20 protein-coding genes are annotated in these 18,246 nt (G+C 71.6%); 7 read left to right on the forward strand and 13 right to left on the reverse strand.

Going from position 1 to position 18,246, the window contains the following annotated elements; genetic code table 11:
- Positions 1 to 10 precede the first annotated feature (10 nt).
- The 7 genes from BEK98_RS11180 to BEK98_RS11205 all read right to left on the reverse strand — a co-directional run bounded on the left by BEK98_RS11180 (position 11) and on the right by BEK98_RS11205 (position 6,353).
- A complete protein-coding gene (locus BEK98_RS11180; protein WP_425276603.1) occupies positions 11 to 997 on the reverse strand; it encodes a L,D-transpeptidase in 987 nt (328 codons plus the stop codon).
- Between the two features lie 164 nt (positions 998 to 1,161).
- Positions 1,162 to 1,929: an enoyl-ACP reductase FabI gene (gene fabI, locus BEK98_RS11185; RefSeq protein ID WP_094216298.1), complete on the reverse strand. Its 768-nt coding sequence runs from the start codon at positions 1,927 to 1,929 to the stop codon at positions 1,162 to 1,164.
- Positions 1,926 to 2,255, reverse strand: coding sequence for a ferredoxin (gene fdxA, locus BEK98_RS11190; RefSeq protein ID WP_094216299.1), 330 nt, complete (start codon positions 2,253 to 2,255; stop codon positions 1,926 to 1,928). Before fdxA ends, fabI begins: the two co-directional genes overlap by 4 nt.
- 28 nt (positions 2,256 to 2,283) lie before the next feature.
- Positions 2,284 to 3,651 carry an MFS transporter gene (locus BEK98_RS11195; protein WP_094216300.1) on the reverse strand — a complete coding sequence of 456 codons (1,368 nt, stop codon included), beginning with the start codon at positions 3,649 to 3,651 and terminating at the stop codon, positions 2,284 to 2,286.
- A gap of 162 nt (positions 3,652 to 3,813) precedes the next feature.
- Positions 3,814 to 4,929 carry a fatty acid desaturase family protein gene (locus BEK98_RS11200; RefSeq protein ID WP_094216301.1) on the reverse strand — a complete coding sequence of 372 codons (1,116 nt, stop codon included), beginning with the start codon at positions 4,927 to 4,929 and terminating at the stop codon, positions 3,814 to 3,816.
- A gap of 238 nt (positions 4,930 to 5,167) precedes the next feature.
- The gene (locus BEK98_RS48935; RefSeq protein WP_167444137.1) at positions 5,168 to 5,317 is read right to left on the reverse strand and encodes a hypothetical protein; all 150 of its coding nucleotides are present in this window, start codon (positions 5,315 to 5,317) and stop codon (positions 5,168 to 5,170) included.
- Between the two features lie 28 nt (positions 5,318 to 5,345).
- Complete coding sequence (locus tag BEK98_RS11205; protein WP_094216302.1) at positions 5,346 to 6,353, reverse strand: DUF2156 domain-containing protein; 1,008 nt, start codon at positions 6,351 to 6,353, stop codon at positions 5,346 to 5,348.
- 410 nt (positions 6,354 to 6,763) lie between these two features.
- Here BEK98_RS11205 and BEK98_RS11210 point away from each other — a divergent pair, with 410 nt between their 5' ends.
- From BEK98_RS11210 to BEK98_RS11225, 4 genes are all read left to right on the forward strand, one after another.
- On the forward strand, positions 6,764 to 7,549 hold the full coding sequence (locus BEK98_RS11210; RefSeq protein WP_094216303.1) for an AfsR/SARP family transcriptional regulator: 786 nt from the start codon (positions 6,764 to 6,766) through the stop codon (positions 7,547 to 7,549).
- 122 nt (positions 7,550 to 7,671) lie between these two features.
- Complete coding sequence (locus BEK98_RS11215; RefSeq protein WP_094216304.1) at positions 7,672 to 8,106, forward strand: hypothetical protein; 435 nt, start codon at positions 7,672 to 7,674, stop codon at positions 8,104 to 8,106.
- A 32-nt stretch (positions 8,107 to 8,138) separates the two neighbouring features.
- On the forward strand, positions 8,139 to 9,683 hold the full coding sequence (locus BEK98_RS11220) for an acyl-CoA carboxylase subunit beta (RefSeq protein ID WP_094216305.1): 1,545 nt from the start codon (positions 8,139 to 8,141) through the stop codon (positions 9,681 to 9,683).
- 11 nt (positions 9,684 to 9,694) lie between these two features.
- Positions 9,695 to 9,886: an acyl-CoA carboxylase epsilon subunit gene (locus BEK98_RS11225; RefSeq protein ID WP_094216306.1), complete on the forward strand. Its 192-nt coding sequence runs from the start codon at positions 9,695 to 9,697 to the stop codon at positions 9,884 to 9,886.
- 83 nt (positions 9,887 to 9,969) lie between these two features.
- Here the strand turns inward: BEK98_RS11225 and BEK98_RS11230 are convergent, their stop codons facing one another.
- Positions 9,970 to 10,395 (reverse strand): DUF6299 family protein, encoded by a 426-nt coding sequence (locus BEK98_RS11230; RefSeq protein WP_094216307.1) that lies wholly within the window; start codon positions 10,393 to 10,395, stop codon positions 9,970 to 9,972.
- Positions 10,396 to 10,630: 235 nt separating this feature from the next.
- Here BEK98_RS11230 and BEK98_RS11235 point away from each other — a divergent pair, with 235 nt between their 5' ends.
- Complete coding sequence (locus BEK98_RS11235; RefSeq protein WP_094216308.1) at positions 10,631 to 10,825, forward strand: DUF5999 family protein; 195 nt, start codon at positions 10,631 to 10,633, stop codon at positions 10,823 to 10,825.
- A gap of 19 nt (positions 10,826 to 10,844) precedes the next feature.
- On the opposite strand, the gene BEK98_RS11240 is transcribed toward BEK98_RS11235, so the two are convergent.
- Together BEK98_RS11240 and BEK98_RS11245 are read right to left on the reverse strand one after the other, a co-directional pair.
- Complete coding sequence (locus BEK98_RS11240) at positions 10,845 to 11,243, reverse strand: RidA family protein (RefSeq protein ID WP_094216309.1); 399 nt, start codon at positions 11,241 to 11,243, stop codon at positions 10,845 to 10,847.
- Positions 11,240 to 12,376, reverse strand: a complete 1,137-nt coding sequence (locus BEK98_RS11245; RefSeq protein WP_094216310.1) for an acyl-CoA dehydrogenase family protein — start codon at positions 12,374 to 12,376, stop codon at positions 11,240 to 11,242. The genes BEK98_RS11240 and BEK98_RS11245 overlap by 4 nt, the downstream gene beginning before the upstream one ends.
- Positions 12,377 to 12,494: 118 nt before the next feature.
- Here BEK98_RS11245 and BEK98_RS11250 point away from each other — a divergent pair, with 118 nt between their 5' ends.
- Positions 12,495 to 14,087: an AMP-binding protein gene (locus BEK98_RS11250; RefSeq protein WP_094216311.1), complete on the forward strand. Its 1,593-nt coding sequence runs from the start codon at positions 12,495 to 12,497 to the stop codon at positions 14,085 to 14,087.
- Between the two features lie 15 nt (positions 14,088 to 14,102).
- Entirely contained in the window at positions 14,103 to 14,918 is an 816-nt protein-coding gene (locus tag BEK98_RS11255; protein WP_094216312.1) for a PaaX family transcriptional regulator, read from the forward strand.
- Positions 14,919 to 14,930: 12 nt separating this feature from the next.
- Here the strand turns inward: BEK98_RS11255 and BEK98_RS11260 are convergent, their stop codons facing one another.
- The 3 genes from BEK98_RS11260 to BEK98_RS11270 all read right to left on the reverse strand — a co-directional run bounded on the left by BEK98_RS11260 (position 14,931) and on the right by BEK98_RS11270 (position 18,245).
- Positions 14,931 to 15,266 (reverse strand): hypothetical protein, encoded by a 336-nt coding sequence (locus BEK98_RS11260; RefSeq protein ID WP_094216313.1) that lies wholly within the window; start codon positions 15,264 to 15,266, stop codon positions 14,931 to 14,933.
- 143 nt (positions 15,267 to 15,409) lie between these two features.
- A complete protein-coding gene (locus tag BEK98_RS11265) occupies positions 15,410 to 15,913 on the reverse strand; it encodes a hypothetical protein (protein WP_094216314.1) in 504 nt (167 codons plus the stop codon).
- A 49-nt stretch (positions 15,914 to 15,962) separates the two neighbouring features.
- Positions 15,963 to 18,245, reverse strand: a complete 2,283-nt coding sequence (locus BEK98_RS11270) for a bifunctional salicylyl-CoA 5-hydroxylase/oxidoreductase (protein ID WP_094216315.1) — start codon at positions 18,243 to 18,245, stop codon at positions 15,963 to 15,965.
- Position 18,246: the final 1 nt, after the last annotated feature.

Consider the following 18,246-nt stretch of genomic DNA (forward strand, 5'->3'; position numbering starts at 1 on the left):
CGTGCGCGCGTCACAGCGTCGCGGTCGTCCCCTCACCGGACGCACTGCCGGCGAGCCACTCCTGCCATCCCAGGTTGAAGTCGGCGTAGCCGTTGTCGGCCGGGGCCTTGGCCCGGGTCGAGCCGGTGATGGTGACGGGGTCGCCCTGCTTGACCTGGCCGTAGAACCACTTGGCGTCCGACATGGACAGGTGGACGCAGCCGTGCGAGCCGCGGGCGCTGCCGCTGCCCGGATTGGGGTCGCCGGTCGAGTAGTGCACGTACGTGCCGGACTGGGTCAGGTGGACGTCCCAGGGCAGCGTCAGGTCGTAGTAGTTGGGGCTGCCCTTGTCGCAGCTGATGCCGACGCTGCAGGAGGTCATGTGGACCTTCTCCTGCTTGTCGATGACGGCCATCGTGCCGTTCCACGTCGGATACTGGGGGCTGCCCGCGTTGATCGACAGGGTGCGCACCACCTTGTCGTTGCGGGTCACCTTCATGGTGTGGCCGGTCACCGAGACATCCGCGCGCACGTCGTCGCCGACCGTGAAGGTGTGCGTGTAGCTGTGCACGCCGTAGCGTCCGTTGCCGTTGCTGACGCCCTGCATGTCGGCGTCGATCTTCACCTTCGTGCCGGAGGGCCAGTACGTCTTCGGCCGCCAGTCGGCGCGCCTGTCGCCGAACCAGTGCCAGGCGCCGGCCACCGGCTGCGAGGCGCTCACCTTCATGTGCTTCTCGACCGTGGCCCGTGCCTTCGCCGCCACCGGGTTCGTGAAGATCACCGAGATCGGCATGGCCACACCGACCGTGGTACCCGTCTGCGGGGTGATCGTCTCCAGCAGCATCGGCGGCCCCGCGGGCTTCGTCGGCGACGGAGAGGCGCTGGCACTGGGTTTGCCCGGCGCCTTCGCGTCGTCCCCGCCCGCCTTGTCGCTGCCGCCCCCGCCGCAGGCGCTCGCGCCCACCAGCATCGCACCCGTGACGAGTGCGATCCCTATGCCGCCCTTGCGCCGTCCCACGCCCTGCCCCGCTCTCTCGCGCCTCGGCCCTGACGGGCCCACCTCCCTGTCAGACAGCGAGGGCGTGGGGCGCAGTTGCATGCGTTGCGTAAAGCGTGTCTCAAGACTCGGGAGGCGGGATCGAGGTGTGCGGCCTCGGCTCCCGCCCCGTCGTGGTCCGTCGCTCACGCCCCCATCATGTGCACCCCGCCGTCCACGTGCACGATCTCGCCCGTCGTACGCGGGAAGAAGTCCGACAGCAGGGCCACGACCGCGCGAGCGGCCGGGTCGGGGTCGGTGAGGTCCCAGCCGGCCGGGGCCCGTTCGGTCTCCCAGACGTCGGACAGGTGGGAGAAGCCGGGGATGGACTTGGCGGCCATGGAGCGCAGGGGGCCGGCCGCGACGAGGTTGCTGCGGATGCCGCGGGGGCCGAGGTCTCGGGCGAGGTAGCGGCTGGTGGACTCCAGGGCGGCCTTGGCGACGCCCATCCAGTCGTAGTGCGGCCAGGCGACCGTCGCGTCGAAGGTGAGGCCCACGACCGAGCCGCCGCGCCGCTCCAGCAGTGGCAGGCAGGCCGTGGTCAGGGACTTCAGGGAGTACGCCGAGACGTGCACGGCCGTCGACACGTCGTCCCAGGTGCCGTCCAGGAAGGAGAAGGCGCCCTGGGGGCCGTAGGCGATGGAGTGGACGACGCCGTCGAGGGAGTCGACGTGCTCGCCGATCCGGTCGGCGAGGGTGTCCAGGTGGCCCTGGTCGGTGACGTCCAGCTCGATGACGGGGGCGGGCTTGGGCAGCCGGGACGCGAAGCGCTCGATCAGGGTGAGCCGGCCGAAGCCGGTCAGCAGGACCTCGGCGCCCTCCTCCTGGGCGATCCGGGCCGCGTGGAAGGCGATGGAGGCGTCCGTGACGACCCCGGTCACCAGGATCCGCTTGCCGGCGAGGATGCCGCTCATGCCACCGACACCCCCTTCGGCAGGGCGCTGACCAGCGGGGAGTCATGGTCCTGGGGGCCGAGGGCGCTGCCGCCACCGGGTTCGCCGAGGCTCTCGAAGAAGGCGGCGTTGGAGGCCGCGTGGCCGTCGCCCCACTCCTCGGGCAGGTCGTCCTGGAAGTAGATGGCGTCGACCGGGCACACCGGTTCGCAGGCGCCGCAGTCCACGCATTCGTCCGGGTGGATGTACAGGGCGCGTCGGCCCTCGTAGATGCAGTCCACGGGGCATTCGTCGATGCAGGAGCGGTCCTTGACGTCGACGCAGGGCAGTCCGATGACGTAGGCCATGCTCAACTCCTTCTATAAACAGGTGAGTTCAACGGACCGGCCGGCCGGTGGTGCGCTCGCCCAGGGTCAGCACGGTGGCGGCGAGGAGAGCCATGGCCGCGGCGATGACGGCGAACAGGGCGCCGGGTCCGTGCGCCTCCAGGACCGGCAGCAGCACGAACGGCAGTGCGGCGGCGCTGAGCTTGGACAGCGAGTAGGCGGCGCCGGAGGCGGTGGCCCGGATCGCGGTGGGGTACTGCTCGGACAGGTAGACGTGCGAGACGCTGGAGAAGACGTTGCTGCACAGCGTGTAGGCGAAGCCGCTGGTGACGATCAGCGCGGCCGAGCCGGCGTAGGCGAAGCCGAGTCCGGCCAGGACCATCGCGGCCGCCGACAGCGCGATCAGGGTGCGCCGCTCGACGCGGTCCACGACGGGCAGGGCGAGCGCGGAGCCCACCGGGTAGCCGAGGAAGGACAGCGCCGTGAAGCCGAGGCCGGCGACGATGCCGTAGCCCTTGGCGGCGACGATCTGCGGGGCGAGTGTGCCGAAGCCGTAGTAGCCGATGACCGACAGCACGCAGAACAGCCAGAGCACGAGGGTGCGGCGGAGCATGCCGGGGCGGAAGACGTCACGCAGCCGGGAGTGGTCCGCGGACTCCTCGGGCTCCGGCCCGGGCGTCTCCAGCGGCAGCCCACGGCCCGCCGCCTCCGCCTCCATCCGGGCCACCAGCCGCTCGGCCTCGGCGGCCTTGCCGGTCGCGGCCAGCCAGCGCGGGGACTCGATCAGCTGCCGGCGCAGCACCCACACCACGGCCGAGCCCAGCGCGCCGAGCACGAACAGCCAGCGCCAGCCGGCCACGCCCAGCGGGGTCAGCGGCACCAGCCACAACGCGGCGAAGCCCACCGCGGGCACTCCGCAGAAGGCGAGGGTGTAGGCCGAGGCGATGAACCGGCCGCGCTTCCTCGCGGGCAGCACGTCGGCCAGGTAGCAGTCGGACAGGGCCTGTTCGGCGCCGATGCCGATCCCGGCGAGGAAGCGGGTGACGATCAGCCACGTTGCGTTCGGCGAGAAGGCGCCGAGCAGCGAGAAGACGGAGTAGATGGCGAGGTTGACGAGGAAGGCCCGGCGCCGGCCGAACCGGTCGGCGATCCGGCCGAGCGTCAGGGAACCGATGAACTGGCCGACGAACACGGAGGCCAGGGTGAGTTTGAGCGAGGTGGCGCCGAAGCCGAAGTCGCTCTGCAGCACCTTGCCGATGGTGCCCGAAAGGTTGTTCTCGAAGGTGTCGAAGAACAGGCCGACGCCGATGACCGCGGTGAGTCTTCGGTGCAGGGGAGTGATCGGCATACGGTCCAGGCGGACCCCGATCGAGGCGGGAGCGGTGACACCGCCCGCCGCCGCGGTGGTCTGGGACATGGGGCTGGCTCCTTTGGGGACTCCTTGCGAACGCCCCCGTCGCTTCCGGGAAGGAACCGCCCGGGCCACCGGCCGGCCCGGGCGTGCGGCCCGGGGGCCGGGGTGTGGGGGATGTGGGGGGTGTGGGGGAAGTAGCGGTGTGAGTAAGGGAGTGGGGGGAGGTCAGGCCACTTCTTCCATGGCCCGGCGGCGGAGCTGCTCCGCCACGTCGCCGCGGCGCACCGGCGCGCTGACCTCGTGCAGGTAGGCGGCGACCTCGCGGTACGAGGCCCAGAACCCGACCTCGTGGTACGGCACCCCGCGCTCGGCGCAGTACTCCATGGTCAGCTCCCGGGCGCGACCCAGGTTCTTCTGCGGCATGGCCGGGAACAGGTGGTGCTCGACCTGGTAGTTGAGGCCGCCGTAGAGGAAGTCGACGAGCCAGTTGGGGCGGATGTTGCGGGAGGTGAGGACCTGGCGCTCCAGCCAGTCCAGGGTCTCCTCCTCGCCGTCGCGGACGTCCATGCCCTTGTGGTTCGGGGCGAAGATCATCCCGAAGTAGACGCCGAGGGCGGCGTGCTGGACCAGGATGAAGGCGACCGCGAGGCCCGGGGACAGCACGGTGAAGACGAGGCCGAGGTAGACGGCGGCGCGCAGCACGATGAGGAACGTCTCCAGGGCGGGCCGCTTGGTCTTGCCCTGGACGATCGACAGGACGGCGGTCCGCAGCATCTTGAAGCCTTCGAGCACCAGCAGCACGAAGAACAGCACGCTCTGGTAGCGCACGACGAACTTCTGGGTGCCCTTGCGGCTCGGGTACTGCTTGAGGTCGAAGATGGCGGTGCGCCGGCCGATGTCCGGGTCCATGTCCAGGTGGTTGGGGTTGCTGTGGTGCCGGTTGTGGTGGTTGACCCACCAGCCGTAGCTGACCCCGTTGACCAGGTTGGCGTGGACGTAGCCGACCGCGGAGGCGGCCTTCTTGCTGCGGAACATCGCCTTGTGGCCGGCGTCGTGCCACATGAACGCCGACTGGCCGCCGCACAGGCCCATCCACACGGCCGTGACCAGCTGCCACCAGGAGTCGCCCAGCTCGAAGAAGGCGGCGAACCCGATCAGCAGCAGGGTGGTGTTGAGGGCCAGCCTGCCCACGTAGTAACGGGGGTCGAGGTCGAGGAGGCCCTCGGCCTTGACCCGTTTGAGCAGCTCGGCGAAGGTCGCCGAGGCACCGGAGCGCTGCCCGGCGCCGGCGCCTCCACCGGCGGCGAGTGCCCCGGCTTCTTGTGTGTGCGGACGCTGCATGCGTTGCTCTCCTTGGGAGAAGTGCCCGGATCGGGCGGCGGCGCCGCTGCCCCGCGGACCTGCGGGCGCCGCGAGTCGACAAGGCTCCCGCGTGCGGGGTGCCCGCCCGGCGGACCGAGGAGACGGGGGCACAGTGCGGTGCTCCCGGGCCCGGACCGCCGGGCGAACGTGTGTCCAGCGTTCCGTGGAGCGCTGATGTGACACTGATGTCTCTCTGATCGGACGTGCCGTGCCGGGTTCAGGCAGCCGCCCCGGCGTTCAGCCGCTCGTCCAGGGCGCGGACGACCGCGTCGGCCGCCTCGGCGACCGCCTGGTCGTCGGGGGCGCCGATGACGGCCATCAGCTGCTCGACCATGGCGTGCTGGAGTTCCTCGGTGGACTGGCTCATGTCGGTCTCCTGTCGTTGTGGCGGTGCGTCAAAAGGCGTTGCAGGCACGGAAGATGTGCGCGAAGCCGGGCAGTGAGGCCTGCGGGCCGTCGAAGGCGACGTACTCGGGGATCACCACGTCGGGGGCCCACTTCTGCTTGTACGACAGCTGCGTCTGCGCCGGGTACAGCGCCGCGCCCTCGGCCCACAGGGCGTGCATCAGCCACTGGAACGCGGGGCTGTGGCCGTCGAGTTCGTGGCTCGCGTCCAGGCCGGTGAACGGCGTGAACCCGAAGTGCAGCCACTCGACGCCCTCGGCCCGGAACACCTCGATGGCGTGCGCGTTGATGGCCTCCATCAGGCCCGGGGAGCCTTCGGGGATCCGGCGGCTGAGGTCGTGCATCCAGCCGGCCCGGCTGCCGTACACCGGCGAGTACGAGATGTACGCGACGGGGGCGCCGTCGATGGTGCCGATGAAGAGCCGGCGGTGCTCCTGGGCTTCGCCGCCGATCTGGCCGACGAGGAACTCCAGTTGCTGGGCGCCGCCCTTGGAGCCGAGCCAGGCCTGGTCGATGGCGGCGATGGCGTCCCGCACGTCGGCCGCGTCGGCCTCCTGGATCTGCAGGCCGTTGCGGTGGGCGCGGGAGATCTTGTTGCGCAGCTGCATGAACTTGGTGCCGCGCAGGGTGAACTCCGGCAGGCTCACCGCCCAGGAGGCGCCGACCTGGTTGACGGTGAGGCCGAGCGCGGCGTAGCGCTCGGCGTCGGCGCGCTGGAGCTGGACGCCGACGAGAGTGAGGCCCTCGTCACGGACGTACTGCCGGAAGGCCGCCAGGAGGGTGCCGTAGTCCTGCTCGGCAGCGAAGGGGCCGCCGAACTGCACGGCGTAGCGGCCGGTGCGACGGTAGACGACGACACCGTCCGCGTCCGGGACGGTGAACGTACTGTTTCCGCTGTTGAGCGCCAGGAACGAACTCGGGTTCTCGCTTGCCGTGTGGGTGCGTACGGCGTCGAGAAGCGGGTTGTCCGTGCTGGTTTCGGTGGTGGTCGCGGTCATTCCCGTACCCCTTTCGGGAGCGTTTTCCATCGAAGGGAGTACAGCACCGAGAGGAGGCCCGGGAAAAGGGCCACAAGGAATTCATTGCCGGTGTCAGAAGCGTGTCAGCATTCCGTCAGCGAGTGGTGCCAATGTGGTGCTCGACCGGAATTCCGTACACGGTGACCTCGAATTCACCGACGTCGTGCGGAACGAGCTTTTCCCACCCGGTGCTGCGCCAATGGCGGCTCGGCACCGGTTGTCCCAGGACCGCCGGCCGCCCCCCGTCCCGGCGGAGCAACCGCCCCGGCGGGTCGTCGAGGAAGCAGACGCCCGCCGGGGCGTGGCGCGTTCGGTCACCCTTTCTTTCACCGCGGCCCGACCCCAGAAAGAAACACCTTCGCCAGGATTTTTCACCAAGGGGGGAATACATGCTGAGGTTCTCCGTTCTCGGTGCACTGCAGATACTCACCGCGTTCGGCCCGGCGGACATCTCCGGCGATCTGCAGCGCACTCTCGTGCAGACGCTGCTGGTCAGCGAGGGCCAGCCGGTGTCCGGGGAGAGCCTGGCCGAGGAGATGTGGGGGGACGCCGTCCCCGACAACCAGGCCAACGCGCTCCAGGCCCATGTCAGCCGGCTGCGCCGCAGACTCCGCGACCTGGAGCCGGACCGGCCGGCCTCCCGGGTGACCATGCACCCCTCCGGGTACCGGCTCGGCGTCGGGGAGGGCGAGCTGGACGCGGCCGAGTTCATCAGGGCGGTGCGGCTGGCCGAGTCCGCCGCGCCGGACGACGCAGCCCGCACCGCACGGCTGCTGGGCGACGCGCTCGGGATGTGGCGCGGCCCCGTCTTCGGCGGCTTCGCCGGCGGGACGTTGTGCCAGCTGGCGGGCGCCCGCTACGAGGAGTACCGGATGCGGGCCATGGAGCTGCGCTTCGACGCCGAGCTGCGGCTCGGCCGGCATTCCGCCGTGCTCGCGGAGCTGACGGAGGCGCACACCAACCACCCCCTGCGGGAACGGTTCTGCGAGCAGCTGATGATCGCCCTGTACGGCTCGGGACGGCAGGCCGACGCCCTCGACGTCTTCCGCCGGATGCGCCGCCACCTCGACGACGAACTCGGCATCCAGCCCTCCCCCGCCCTGCGCCGGGTGGAGAGCGCGATCCTCTCCCACGACCCCGCGCTCACCGGAGACCTGCGGCTGCAACCCGCCTGACAGCCGGGCGACTTGAGGACGGCGCGAGCCGGACCGCGTAAGCCTTCCGTCAGCCACCGGTCAGTCCGCCTTGGCACGCTCGACGGGCAAGTGGAATCAGACCCCCTACCTACGGAGGCCCCATGACCACGAGCCAGACCCCGGCACACGCGGCGACGCATGCGCCCACCCGTGCCGCCGCGGCGCGCCCGTTACGGACCTTCCTCGCGCTGGACGCGGCCGTGACCGCCGCCAACGGCCTGATCTACCTGCTCGCCGCGGGCCCGGTGGGCGACCTGCTCGGCCTCGGGACCGGGTTCCTGCGGGGCATCGGCGTGTTCCTCACGCTGTACGGCGGCCTCGTGGCGCTGCTGGCGAGCCGCCCGGTCCCGGGCACGGCCGCCACCAAGGCGGTCATCGAGGCCAACGCGCTGTGGACGGTGGCGTCCGTCGCCACCGCGGTCTTCGGCTGGTTCGGCCCGAACATCGTCGGCACGGTGTGGACCGTGCTGCAGGCAGCGGTCGTAGGGGCGTTCGCCGCGCTCCAGTCGAGCGGGCTGCGCCGGCTCGGCAACTGACGTTCCGTCACTTCAGGGAAGCAGGGGGAGACATGAGGTCCCACGTCGAGGAACTGGCCGGCATACGCGAGAGCGTCCTCGCCGGCCCCGGTGAGAAGGCGACGGCCGCCCAGAAGGCCAAGGGCAAGCTCACCGTGCGCGAACGGATCGGCCTGCTCCTCGACGAGGGCTCCTTCCAGGAGGTCGAGCCGCTGCGCCGGCACCGGGCGACCGGCTTCGGCCTGGAGGCGAAGAAGCCGTACACCGACGGTGTCGTCACCGGCTGGGGCACGGTCGAGGGCCGTACCGTCTTCGTCTACGCCCATGACTTCCGGATCTTCGGCGGTGCGCTGGGCGAGGCCCACGCCGCCAAGATCCACAAGATCATGGACATGGCCCTCGCGGCGGGCGCGCCCCTGGTCTCCCTGAACGACGGCGCCGGCGCCCGCATCCAGGAGGGCGTCACCGCCCTCGCGGGCTACGGCGGCATCTTCCGGCGCAACACGGCGGCGTCCGGGGTCATCCCGCAGATCAGCGTGATGCTCGGCCCGTGCGCCGGAGGTGCCGCCTACAGCCCCGCGCTCACCGACTTCGTGTTCATGGTCCGCGAGACCTCCCAGATGTTCATCACCGGACCGGACGTGGTCAAGGCGGTCACCGGCGAGGAGATCACCCAGAACGGCCTGGGCGGCGCCGACGTGCACGCGGAGACCAGCGGCGTGTGCCACTTCGCGTACGACGACGAGGAGACCTGCCTGGAGGAGGTCCGCTATCTGCTGTCCCTCCTCCCCCGCAACAACCGCGAGACCCCGCCGGCGGTGCCCTGCGACGACCCGGCCGACCGGGTCTGCGAGTCGCTGGCCGACCTGGTGCCGGTCGACGGCAACCGGCCGTACGACATGGCCAAGGTCATCGAGGAGATCGTCGACGACGGCGAGTACCTGGAGGTCCACCAGCGCTGGGCGCGGAACATCATCTGTGCGCTGGCCCGCCTCGACGGCCAGGTGGTCGGGATCGTCGCCAACCAGCCGCAGAGCCTGGCCGGCGTCCTGGACATCGAGGCGTCCGAGAAGGCGGCGCGCTTCGTGCAGCTGTGCGACGCGTTCAGCATCCCGATCGTCACCCTGCTCGACGTCCCCGGCTTCCTCCCCGGCGTCGGCCAGGAGCACGGCGGCATCATCCGCCACGGCGCGAAGCTGCTCTACGCCTACTGCGACGCGACCGTGCCCCGCATCTCCCTGATCCTGCGCAAGGCGTACGGCGGCGCCTACATCGTCATGGACTCCCAGTCGATCGGCGCCGACCTCACCTACGCCTGGCCCACCAACGAGATCGCGGTGATGGGCGCGGAGGGTGCCGCGAACGTCATCTTCCGCCGCCAGATCGCCGAGGCCGACGACCCCGAGGCCAAGCGTGCCGAGCTGGTCAAGGAGTACAAGGCCGAGCTGATGCACCCGTACTACGCCGCCGAGCGCGGCCTGGTGGACGACGTGATCGACCCGGCCGACACCCGCCGCGTCCTCATCGGCGCGCTGGCGATGCTGCGTACCAAGCACGCCGAACGCCCCGCCCGCAAGCACGGCAACCCCCCTCAGTGACGGAGGTCCCCATGTCCGTATCCCCCACAGCCCCCATCCGCGTCGAGAAGGGCGAGGCCACCGAGGAGGAGCTGGCCGCCCTCGCGGTGCTGCTGCTCAGCCGCACCGCCCTGGCCGGATCCGGCGCCGAGCCCGCCTCCCCCGGCACCACGTCCTGGCGCCCGCACGCCTTCCACGCCCCCCACAGCTGGCAGCGCTCCTGACTCCTGACTCCTGACTCCTGACGACAGGACCGAGCGGCCCGGCACACGTACCTGGACGGGTGCCGGGCCGTTCGGCGTGGGTGTCACTCCTGGACGAGGGTGACGTCCTGCTCCTGGATCGCGTGGAAGGCGGGCAGCGGGACGATGCCCGAGGGGCGCAGCTCCATGAGGGTGGCCTCCACATGGGCCGTGCCGGCCCTGAGGGAGTCGGCCGAGACCTTGCCGGAGTTCTGCCAGGGGTGCTCGGCGCCGTCGCACAGGGCGGCGCTGCCGCCGATGCCGTGCTTGAGCCGGGGGTCGTCCTGGCTGACCGAGGAGCTGACGAAGACCGGTCCGGTGTTGCCGGTGCAGCGGTAGGTGCCGGAGAGCGTGATGGTGCCGTCGGCGGCGATCCGGCCGGTGGGGGCGACGGTGACGGTCTCGCTCGCGTCGGCGGTGGCCGGGCCGGCGGCGGCACACAGCAGCGCCGCGGCACCGAGTGCGGCGGCGAGGGCGGGGCGTACGGGCATGGGAAACCTCCCGGTTCCGTGGGGGTGGGGGCTTCCACTGGTACCGGGCGGCCGTGCCGCCGGGCGTGATCGTCACCCCTTCGGTGGCGCGTCATGGAACCGTCCGGGAGTTGTCCGCATGTTGTCACGCTTCACGGCGGGCGGTTCCGGGGCGTTCACGCCGGGAGCATGGTCTATCCATGACGGGCGGCGGCCGAACCGGTCCGCCCCCTCACATCCGCTGTGGAGGTGCGCCATGTGCTCCTACGAAATCTCGTGCGCCGCGTCCGACACCGGCACCCCGCACACCGTGTCCGCCCACCCCGAACAGGGCTGGGCCCTGCTCTGCGACGGCTCGATCCGCTTCGACGACAGCGGGGAGCTGCTCGCGGACGGCCGCGTGGTCCCGCCCCGCCGGGTTCCCGCGGGCCGGCTCGCCGTGGCGGCCTGACCGGCCCTGACCTGACCGGCTACGGCAGCACCGCGAACCCGTCCAGCTCCACCAGCGCCTGCTCGTCCCACAGCCGTACGACCTCCACGACCGCCATCGCCGGATAGTCCCGGCCCGCCAACTGCCGCCAGATGCCGCCCAGTTGACGGGCGTGGGTGCGGTAGGCGGCGACGTCGGTGGCGTAGACGGTGACGCGGGCGAGGTCGGCGGGGGTGCCGCCGGCCGCGCCGAGTGCGGTGAGGAGGTTGGTGAGCGCCTTCTCGAACTGCTCGGGGAGCGTGGCGCCGGTGACCTTGCCGTCGGCGTCGAGGGCGGTCTGGCCGGCCAGGAACACCACACGGGAGCCGACGGCGACGACGGCGTGCGAGAAGCCCGTGGGCGGGGACAGCTCCGGCGGGTTGATGCGCTCGGTCGTCACGGTCGGTCCTCCCGGGTGGCGGTGGCGTACAACTCCTTGGCGATGATGCCCCGTTGGACCTCGCTCGCGCCCTCGTAGATCCGCGGGGCGCGCACCTCGCGGTAGAGGTGTTCGAGCAGATGGCCCCGCTCCAGCGCCCGCGCTCCGTGCAGCTGGACGGCCGCGTCGACGACGTACTGCGCGGCCTCGGTGGCCAGCAGCTTCGCCATCGCGGCCCGCTTGGGCACGTCCGGGGCGCTCTCGTCGTACGCCGTCGCCGCCGCGTACACCATCAGCCGGGCCGCCTCCGTGCGCAGGGCCATCTCGGCCACCTGGTGGGCGACGGACTGAAGGTCCATCAGCTTGCCGCCGAAGGCGTCCCGCCGGGCGGTGTGGGCGAGCGTCGCGTCGAGCGCCGCCTGGGCCATGCCGACGGCGAAGGCGCCGACGCTCGGCCGGAAGAGGTTGAGCGTGCCCATCGCGACCCGGAAACCGCGGTCGGCCTCCCCGAGCACGTCGTCCTGGGTCACGGGTACGGCGTCGAAGTCGAGACTGCCGATGGGGTGCGGGGAGAGCATCTCCAGGGCGGAGCCGGTGAGGCCGGGCCGGTCGGCGGGGACGAGGAAGGCGGTCACGCCACGGGCGCCGGCGTCGGCGGTGGTGCGCGCGAAGACCGTGTAGAAGTCGGCCTCGGGGGCGTTGGAGATCCAGCACTTGCGCCCGGTGAGCCGCCAGCCGGAACCGCCGTCCGGCTCGGCCGCCAGAGCGAGGGCCGCCGCGTCCGACCCCGCCCCCGGCTCGCTGAGCGCGAACGCGGCCACCGCGGTGCCGTCGGTCACGCGGGGCAGCCAGCGCTCCCGCTGGGCCGGGGTGCCGTGCGCGTGGACGGGGTGGGCGCCCAGGCCCTGCAGGGCGAGGGCGGTCTCGGCCTCTGTGCAGGCGTAGGCCAGGGACTCCCGCATCAGGCAGAGGTCCAGGGCGCCGGAGGCGAACAGCCGGGACAGCAGCCCCAGCCGCCCGAGTTCCGCGACCAGCGGCCGGTCGACCCGCCCGGGCTCGGCCTTCTCGGCGAGCGGGCGCAGCCGTTCCGCGGCCAGGGTGCGCAGCTCGGCACACCAGGCGACTTGTTCCGGTCCGAGTGAGAATGCAGGCATCGCCGGTCCCCTCTCCCGTGCTGTCACCCGACCGTATCGCGCTCCATTGACTGTCGTCACCAACACGATACGCTCCTTGTGCTAGGCCACCACGAGCCAACCCGGCAAAGGGGGCGCCATGCATCTCTCGGCCCATGTCGACACCTTCGCGCGCGACCACCTTCCGCCGCCGGACGAGTGGCCCGAGCTGTGTTTCGAGCTGCCGGAGCTGAGCTACCCCGAACGGCTGAACTGCGCCGTCGAGCTGCTCGGCGGCACCGACCCCGCCCGCCCGGCCTTCCACACCCCGGACGGTCCCAGCTGGACCTACGGCGACCTGCGCGCCCGCGTCGACCGCATCGCGCACGTCCTCACCGGCGAGCTGGGCGTCGTACCCGGCAATCGCGTCCTGCTGCGCGGCCCCACCACCCCCTGGCTGGCCGCCTGCTGGCTGGCCGTGCTGAAGGCGGGCGCGGTCGCGGTCACCGTGCTGGCCCAACAGCGTCCGCACGAGCTGGCCACGGTGTGCGAGATCGCCCAGGTGAGGCACGCCCTGTGCGACATCCGGGCCGTGGACGACCTGGCGAAAGCAGGGATCCCGGGCCTGCGCATCACCACGTACGGCGGTGACGGGCCCGACGACCTGCTGCACCTGCCCGCGCCCGGCACCCCCTACCCGGCGGTCGACACCGCCTCCGACGACGTGGCCCTGATCGCGTTCACCTCGGGCACCACGGGTCGCCCGAAAGGGTGCATGCACTTCCACCGGGATGTGCTGGCCATAGCCGACACCTTCTCCCGACATGTGCTGCGCCCCCATGAGGACGATGTCTTCGCCGGCAGTCCCCCGCTCGGCTTCACCTTCGGCCTCGGCGGCCTGGTGGTCTTCCCGCTGCGCGCCGGCGCCAGTTCCCTCCTGCTCGAACAGGCCGGTCCCCGCCAGCTGCTGCCCGCCGTCGCCGAGCACCGGGTCTCGGTCCTGTTCACCGCGCCGACCGCCTACCGGGCGATGCTCGACGACCTGGCCAGGTACGACACCTCGTCCCTGCGGCGCTGTGTGTCGGCCGGCGAGAACCTGCCCGCGGCCACCTGGCGGGCCTGGCAGGAGCGCACCGGGCTGCGCCTCATCAACGGCATCGGCGCCACCGAGCTGCTGCACATCTTCGTCTCCGCCGCCGACGAGCGGATCAGACCCGGCACCACGGGCGTCCCGGTGCCGGGCTGGCAGGCGCGCGTCCAGGACGCCGACGGCGACCCGGTGCCCGACGGCGAGCCCGGCCTGCTCGCGGTCCGCGGCCCGGTCGGCTGCCGCTACCTCTCCGACCCGCGGCAGCGGGAGTACGTGCGCGGCGGCTGGAACATCACCGGCGACACCTACGTCCGCGAGAGCGACGGCTACTTCCGCTACGTGGCCCGCGCCGACGACATGATCATCTCCGCTGGCTACAACATCGCCGGACCGGAGGTGGAGGACGCGCTGCTGCGCCACCCGGACGTGGTCGAGACGGCGGTCGTCGGCCGCCCCGACGAGGCGCGGGGCCAGGTGGTGGTCGCCTACACGGTCCTGCGGGACGGGGCACCGCACGACCCGGAACCCCTGCGCACCTTCCTGACGTCCGAACTGGCGCCCTACAAATGCCCGCGCGAGTTCGTCTTCCTCGACTCACTGCCCCGTACGGCCACCGGCAAGCTGCAGCGGTTCCGGCTGCGGACCGGAGGCGACCAGCAGTGATGCCGACGACTTAAAATGATCAACGTGTCCGAGCAGCACGCCCCCAGGTCCCTCATCGTCACGCTCTACGGCGCGTACGGCCGCTTCATGCCCGGCCCGGTGCCCGTCGCCGAGCTGATCCGGCTCCTGGCCGCGGTCGGGGTGGACGCCCCCTCCGTACGCTCCTCGGTGTCCCGGCTCAAACGCCGCGGCCTGCTGCTGCCGGCCCGCACCGAGACCGGGGCCGCCGGGTACGCACTCTCCCCCGAGGCCCGCCAGCTGCTGGACGACGGCGACCGCCGTATCTACGCGACGGCCCCGCCCGAGGACGAGGGCTGGGTCCTGGCGGTCTTCTCCGTCCCCGAGTCGGAGCGGCAGAAACGGCACGTCCTGCGCTCCCGGCTGGCCGGCCTGGGCTTCGGCACGGCGGCCCCCGGGGTGTGGATCGCCCCGGCCCGGCTCTACGAGGAGACGCGGCACACCCTGCGCCGGCTCCGCCTCGACCCCTACGTGGACCTCTTCCGCGGCGAACACCTCGGCTTCGCCGCCACGCCCGAGGCCGTCACCCGCTGGTGGGACCTCGCGGCGATCGCCAAGGAACACGAGCGCTTCCTGGACGCCCACGCACCCGTCCTGCGCGCCTGGGAACACCGCACGGACACCCCGCCCGAGGAGGCCTACCGCGACTACCTCCTCGCCCTCGACTCCTGGCGCCACCTCCCCTACACCGACCCCGGCCTCCCCACCCACCTCCTCCCCACCGACTGGCCGGGCGTCCGCTCGGCCCAGGTGTTCCGCGGGCTGCACGAGCGGCTGCGGGACGCGGGGGCGGGGTTCGCGGGAGCGGCGTGAGCGGCCGGTGACTCAGAAGCGGCGCAGCCGCATCGCGATGCCGTGCCCGACCACGAGGTAGATCACCGCGGGCAGACCGTAGTTGAGGAGCACCCGAAGGTTCTCCGTGTCCATCGTGAAGATGTCCTGCGACCACCAGGCCAATGTGTCCGCCACACCTTCCACGAACCCGACGAAGACGTTCGCGTGGTTGGCCTCCAGCAGGTACAGCGCGATCCACAGCCCCAGGAACGCCGCCGCGACGTCGGCGATCGTGTGGATGACCAGCGCGGCACGCTGGGTGCCCGGGCGCGGAGAGGGGTCGTAGCCGTATCCCGGGGGCTCGGGCAGCGGCCTGGTGTCAGTCATCTGAGTCTCGATCCCTGTGCGTCTTCCGAATGGCTCGAAAGAACCTAGGCAGCCGCCGATAACAGGTCGGTTCAGGAACCGTGCGAATCACGTGGAAGGGGTGTGACCAAGCGGGGGGCAGGCTGTCCGGGCCGCGCGGCCGGTCACACGTAGCAGGAGCAGTACAGCCGCGCACCGGCCGACCTGGCCCGGCGGGCCATGCCGACGAACGTGCGGACGCTTTCCTCGGCGTGCAGGTAGTCGGCGAAGCGGGTCTCCTCGATGTCCCACCACTGGAGGGCGAGCATGGGCACGGCGTCCTCCACGACCCCGGCGAGGGCGTCCCGCCAGCTCTCGGGAAGCTCCTGGAGGATGAGGCCGCTCTCCCAGGGGGACGCCGTGCCGGGTGGCGCCTGCCGGCCGTACGGCCACTCCACCGGGTCGGGCCAGACCAGTTCGGGGTCCACGACGCTGCCGAACGGTATGCCGGCGGCGAAGGAGACCAGCTTGCCCAGCACCACGTTCGGGTCCAGGCCCTTGACCTCCAGCCGGTCCGCGCACGCCTCCTCCAGCGACCCTCCGCTGCGCCAGTCCCCGTCCGGGCCGACCGCCCAGTCGACCGCCGTGGCCCGGTCGGCCGCCCAGAAGTAGTCGTACAGCGTGCTCATGGTCTCTCCGTCGTCTCGCCGTGTCGCACGCGAGTACAGCAGACGAGCCTCAGCCGCCGAGCGTCAGGCGGGGTTTCGGGGCGTCCGTGCGGCCGGTCTGCGGGCGGCGGCTGCCCGCCCGGTAGGGCGCGGGCCAGGTGATGCCGGGGCCGTCGTAGCCCTGCTCGGCGGCCGCGTGCAGGGTCCAGTGCGGGTCGTACAGGTGTGGCCGGGCCAGGGCGCACAGGTCCGTACGCCCGGCCAGGATCAGGGAGTTGACGTCGTCCCAGGAGGAGATCGCGCCGACCGCGATCACCGGGACGCCGGCCTCGTGCCGGATGCGGTCGGCGAACGGCGTCTGGTACGACCGCCCGAACTCCGGCCGCTCCTCGGCCACCACCTGTCCCGTCGACACGTCGATCGCGTCGGCGCCGTGCGCGGCGAAGGCCCGGGCGATCTCGACCGCGTCCTCGGCGGTGGTGCCGCCCTCGGCCCAGTCGGTGGCCGAGATGCGCACGGTCAGGGGTTTCTCGTCCGGCCACACCCCGCGTACGGCGTCGAACACCTCCAGCGGGAACCTCAGCCGCTTCTCCAGCGAGCCGCCGTAGGCGTCGGTGCGCCGGTTGGTGAGCGGGGAGAGGAAGCCGGAGAGCAGGTAGCCGTGCGCGCAGTGCAGTTCCAGCAGGTCGAAACCGGCGCGGGCGGCCCGCCAGGCGGCCGCCGAGAACTGTTCGCGGATGTCGGTGAGTTGGGCCCTGGAGAGCTGGCGCGGGGTCTGGCTGTCCGGCTTGTACGGCAGCGGGGAGGCGGCCACCAGCGGCCAGTTGCCGTCGGGGAGCGGCTCGTCCATGCCCTCCCACATCAGCTTCGTCGAGCCCTTGCGGCCGGAGTGCCCGAGCTGCACACCGATCGCCGTACCCGGTGCCTGGGTGTGCACGAAGTCGGTGATCCGCTTCCAGGCGTCCGCCTGGCGGCCGGTGTAGAGGCCGGTGCAGCCGGGGGTGATCCGGCCCTCCTCGCTCACGCACACCATCTCCGTCATCACCAGACCCGCCCCGCCGAGGGCGCGGGCGCCGAGGTGGACCAGGTGGAAGTCGCCCGGGACGCCGTCCACGGCCGAGTACATGTCCATCGGGGACACGACGACCCGGTTGCGCAGGGTCAGGCCGCGCAGCCGGAACGGGGTGAACATCGGGGGTGTGCCGGGCGGGCAGCCGAACTCGCGCTCGACGGCCTCGGTGAAGCGGGCGTCGCGCAGCCGCAGGTTGTCGTGGGTGACGCGGCGGCTGCGGGTGAGGAGGTTGAAGGCGAACTGGCGGGGCGGCTGGTCGAGGTGGCGCCGCAGGTTCTCGAACCACTCCAGGCTCGCCCGGGCGGCCCGCTGGGTGGAGGCGACGACGGGCTTGCGCTCCTCCTCGTACGCCGCGAGCGCCCGTGGCACGTCGGGCTGTTCCTCCAGGCAGGCCGCCAGGGCCAGCGCGTCCTCCACGGCGAGCTTGGTGCCGGAGCCGATGGAGAAGTGGGCGGTGTGGGCCGCGTCCCCGAGGAGGACGACGTTGCCGTGGGACCAGCGGTCGTTGACCACCGTACGGAAGGTGGTCCAGGTGGACTTGTTGGAGCGCAGGGGTCGTCCGCGGAGCGCTTCCGCGAAGATCTTGGTGCAGCGCTCGATGGACTCCTGCGGGGTGGCTTCGTCGAATCCCGCCGCGCGCCAGACCTCCTCGCGCATCTCGATGATCACGGTGGAGGCGTCGGGTGCGTACGGGTAGCCGTGCAGCTGCATCACACCGTGTTCGGTCTCGGCGATCTCGAAGCGGAAGGCGTCGAAGGCGAAGTCGGTGGCCAGCCAGATGTAGCGGCAGTGGTGTTCGGTCACATGGGGACGGAACACATCGGCGTAGGTCTGGCGGGTGGTGCTGTGGACTCCGTCGGCGGCGATGAGCAGGTCGTGGGTCGCCGAGAGGTGGTCGGGGTTCGGGGCCTCAGTGCGGAAGCGGATGTCCACGCCGAGGGTGCGGCAGCGGTCGTGCAGGATTTGGAGGAGGCGTTTCCTGCCGAGGGCCGCGAAACCGTGTCCTCCGGAGGTGTGGCGGGTGCCTCGATGGACGATGTCGATGTCGTCCCAGCGGGTGAAGTCCTTCTGTAGGGCCGCGTAGACCACGGGGTCGGCGTGTTCGATACCGCCCAGGGTCTCGTCCGAGAGGACCACTCCGAAGCCGAAGGTGTCGTCGGGGGCGTTGCGTTCCCAGAGGGTGACTTCGCGGGAGGGGTCCAGTCGTTTCAGCAACGCTGCCGCGTACAGGCCGCCGGGGCCTCCGCCGATGATCGCGATGCGTCGGCCTTGAGTGGGCATG

It is taken from the genome of Streptomyces diastatochromogenes (genome assembly GCF_002242805.1).
In the GTDB taxonomy this organism is placed as follows: Bacteria; Actinomycetota; Actinomycetes; order Streptomycetales; family Streptomycetaceae; genus Streptomyces; species Streptomyces diastatochromogenes.

Coding starts and splice junctions, on each gene's coding strand:
- fabI (WP_094216298.1), bottom strand. CDS start 1,929: ATGAGCGGCATCCTCGCCGGCAAGCGGATCCTGGTGACCGGGGTCGTC.
- fdxA (WP_094216299.1), bottom strand. CDS start 2,255: ATGGCCTACGTCATCGGACTGCCCTGCGTCGACGTCAAGGACCGCTCC.
- BEK98_RS11195 (WP_094216300.1), bottom strand. CDS start 3,651: ATGTCCCAGACCACCGCGGCGGCGGGCGGTGTCACCGCTCCCGCCTCG.
- BEK98_RS11200 (WP_094216301.1), bottom strand. CDS start 4,929: ATGCAGCGTCCGCACACACAAGAAGCCGGGGCACTCGCCGCCGGTGGA.
- BEK98_RS48935 (WP_167444137.1), bottom strand. CDS start 5,317: ATGAGCCAGTCCACCGAGGAACTCCAGCACGCCATGGTCGAGCAGCTG.
- BEK98_RS11205 (WP_094216302.1), bottom strand. CDS start 6,353: ATGACCGCGACCACCACCGAAACCAGCACGGACAACCCGCTTCTCGAC.
- BEK98_RS11210 (WP_094216303.1), top strand. CDS start 6,764: ATGCTGAGGTTCTCCGTTCTCGGTGCACTGCAGATACTCACCGCGTTC.
- BEK98_RS11215 (WP_094216304.1), top strand. CDS start 7,672: ATGACCACGAGCCAGACCCCGGCACACGCGGCGACGCATGCGCCCACC.
- BEK98_RS11220 (WP_094216305.1), top strand. CDS start 8,139: ATGAGGTCCCACGTCGAGGAACTGGCCGGCATACGCGAGAGCGTCCTC.
- BEK98_RS11225 (WP_094216306.1), top strand. CDS start 9,695: ATGTCCGTATCCCCCACAGCCCCCATCCGCGTCGAGAAGGGCGAGGCC.
- BEK98_RS11230 (WP_094216307.1), bottom strand. CDS start 10,395: ATGCCCGTACGCCCCGCCCTCGCCGCCGCACTCGGTGCCGCGGCGCTG.
- BEK98_RS11235 (WP_094216308.1), top strand. CDS start 10,631: ATGTGCTCCTACGAAATCTCGTGCGCCGCGTCCGACACCGGCACCCCG.
- BEK98_RS11245 (WP_094216310.1), bottom strand. CDS start 12,376: ATGCCTGCATTCTCACTCGGACCGGAACAAGTCGCCTGGTGTGCCGAG.
- BEK98_RS11250 (WP_094216311.1), top strand. CDS start 12,495: ATGCATCTCTCGGCCCATGTCGACACCTTCGCGCGCGACCACCTTCCG.
- BEK98_RS11255 (WP_094216312.1), top strand. CDS start 14,103: ATGATCAACGTGTCCGAGCAGCACGCCCCCAGGTCCCTCATCGTCACG.
- BEK98_RS11260 (WP_094216313.1), bottom strand. CDS start 15,266: ATGACTGACACCAGGCCGCTGCCCGAGCCCCCGGGATACGGCTACGAC.
- BEK98_RS11265 (WP_094216314.1), bottom strand. CDS start 15,913: ATGAGCACGCTGTACGACTACTTCTGGGCGGCCGACCGGGCCACGGCG.
- BEK98_RS11270 (WP_094216315.1), bottom strand. CDS start 18,245: ATGCCCACTCAAGGCCGACGCATCGCGATCATCGGCGGAGGCCCCGGC.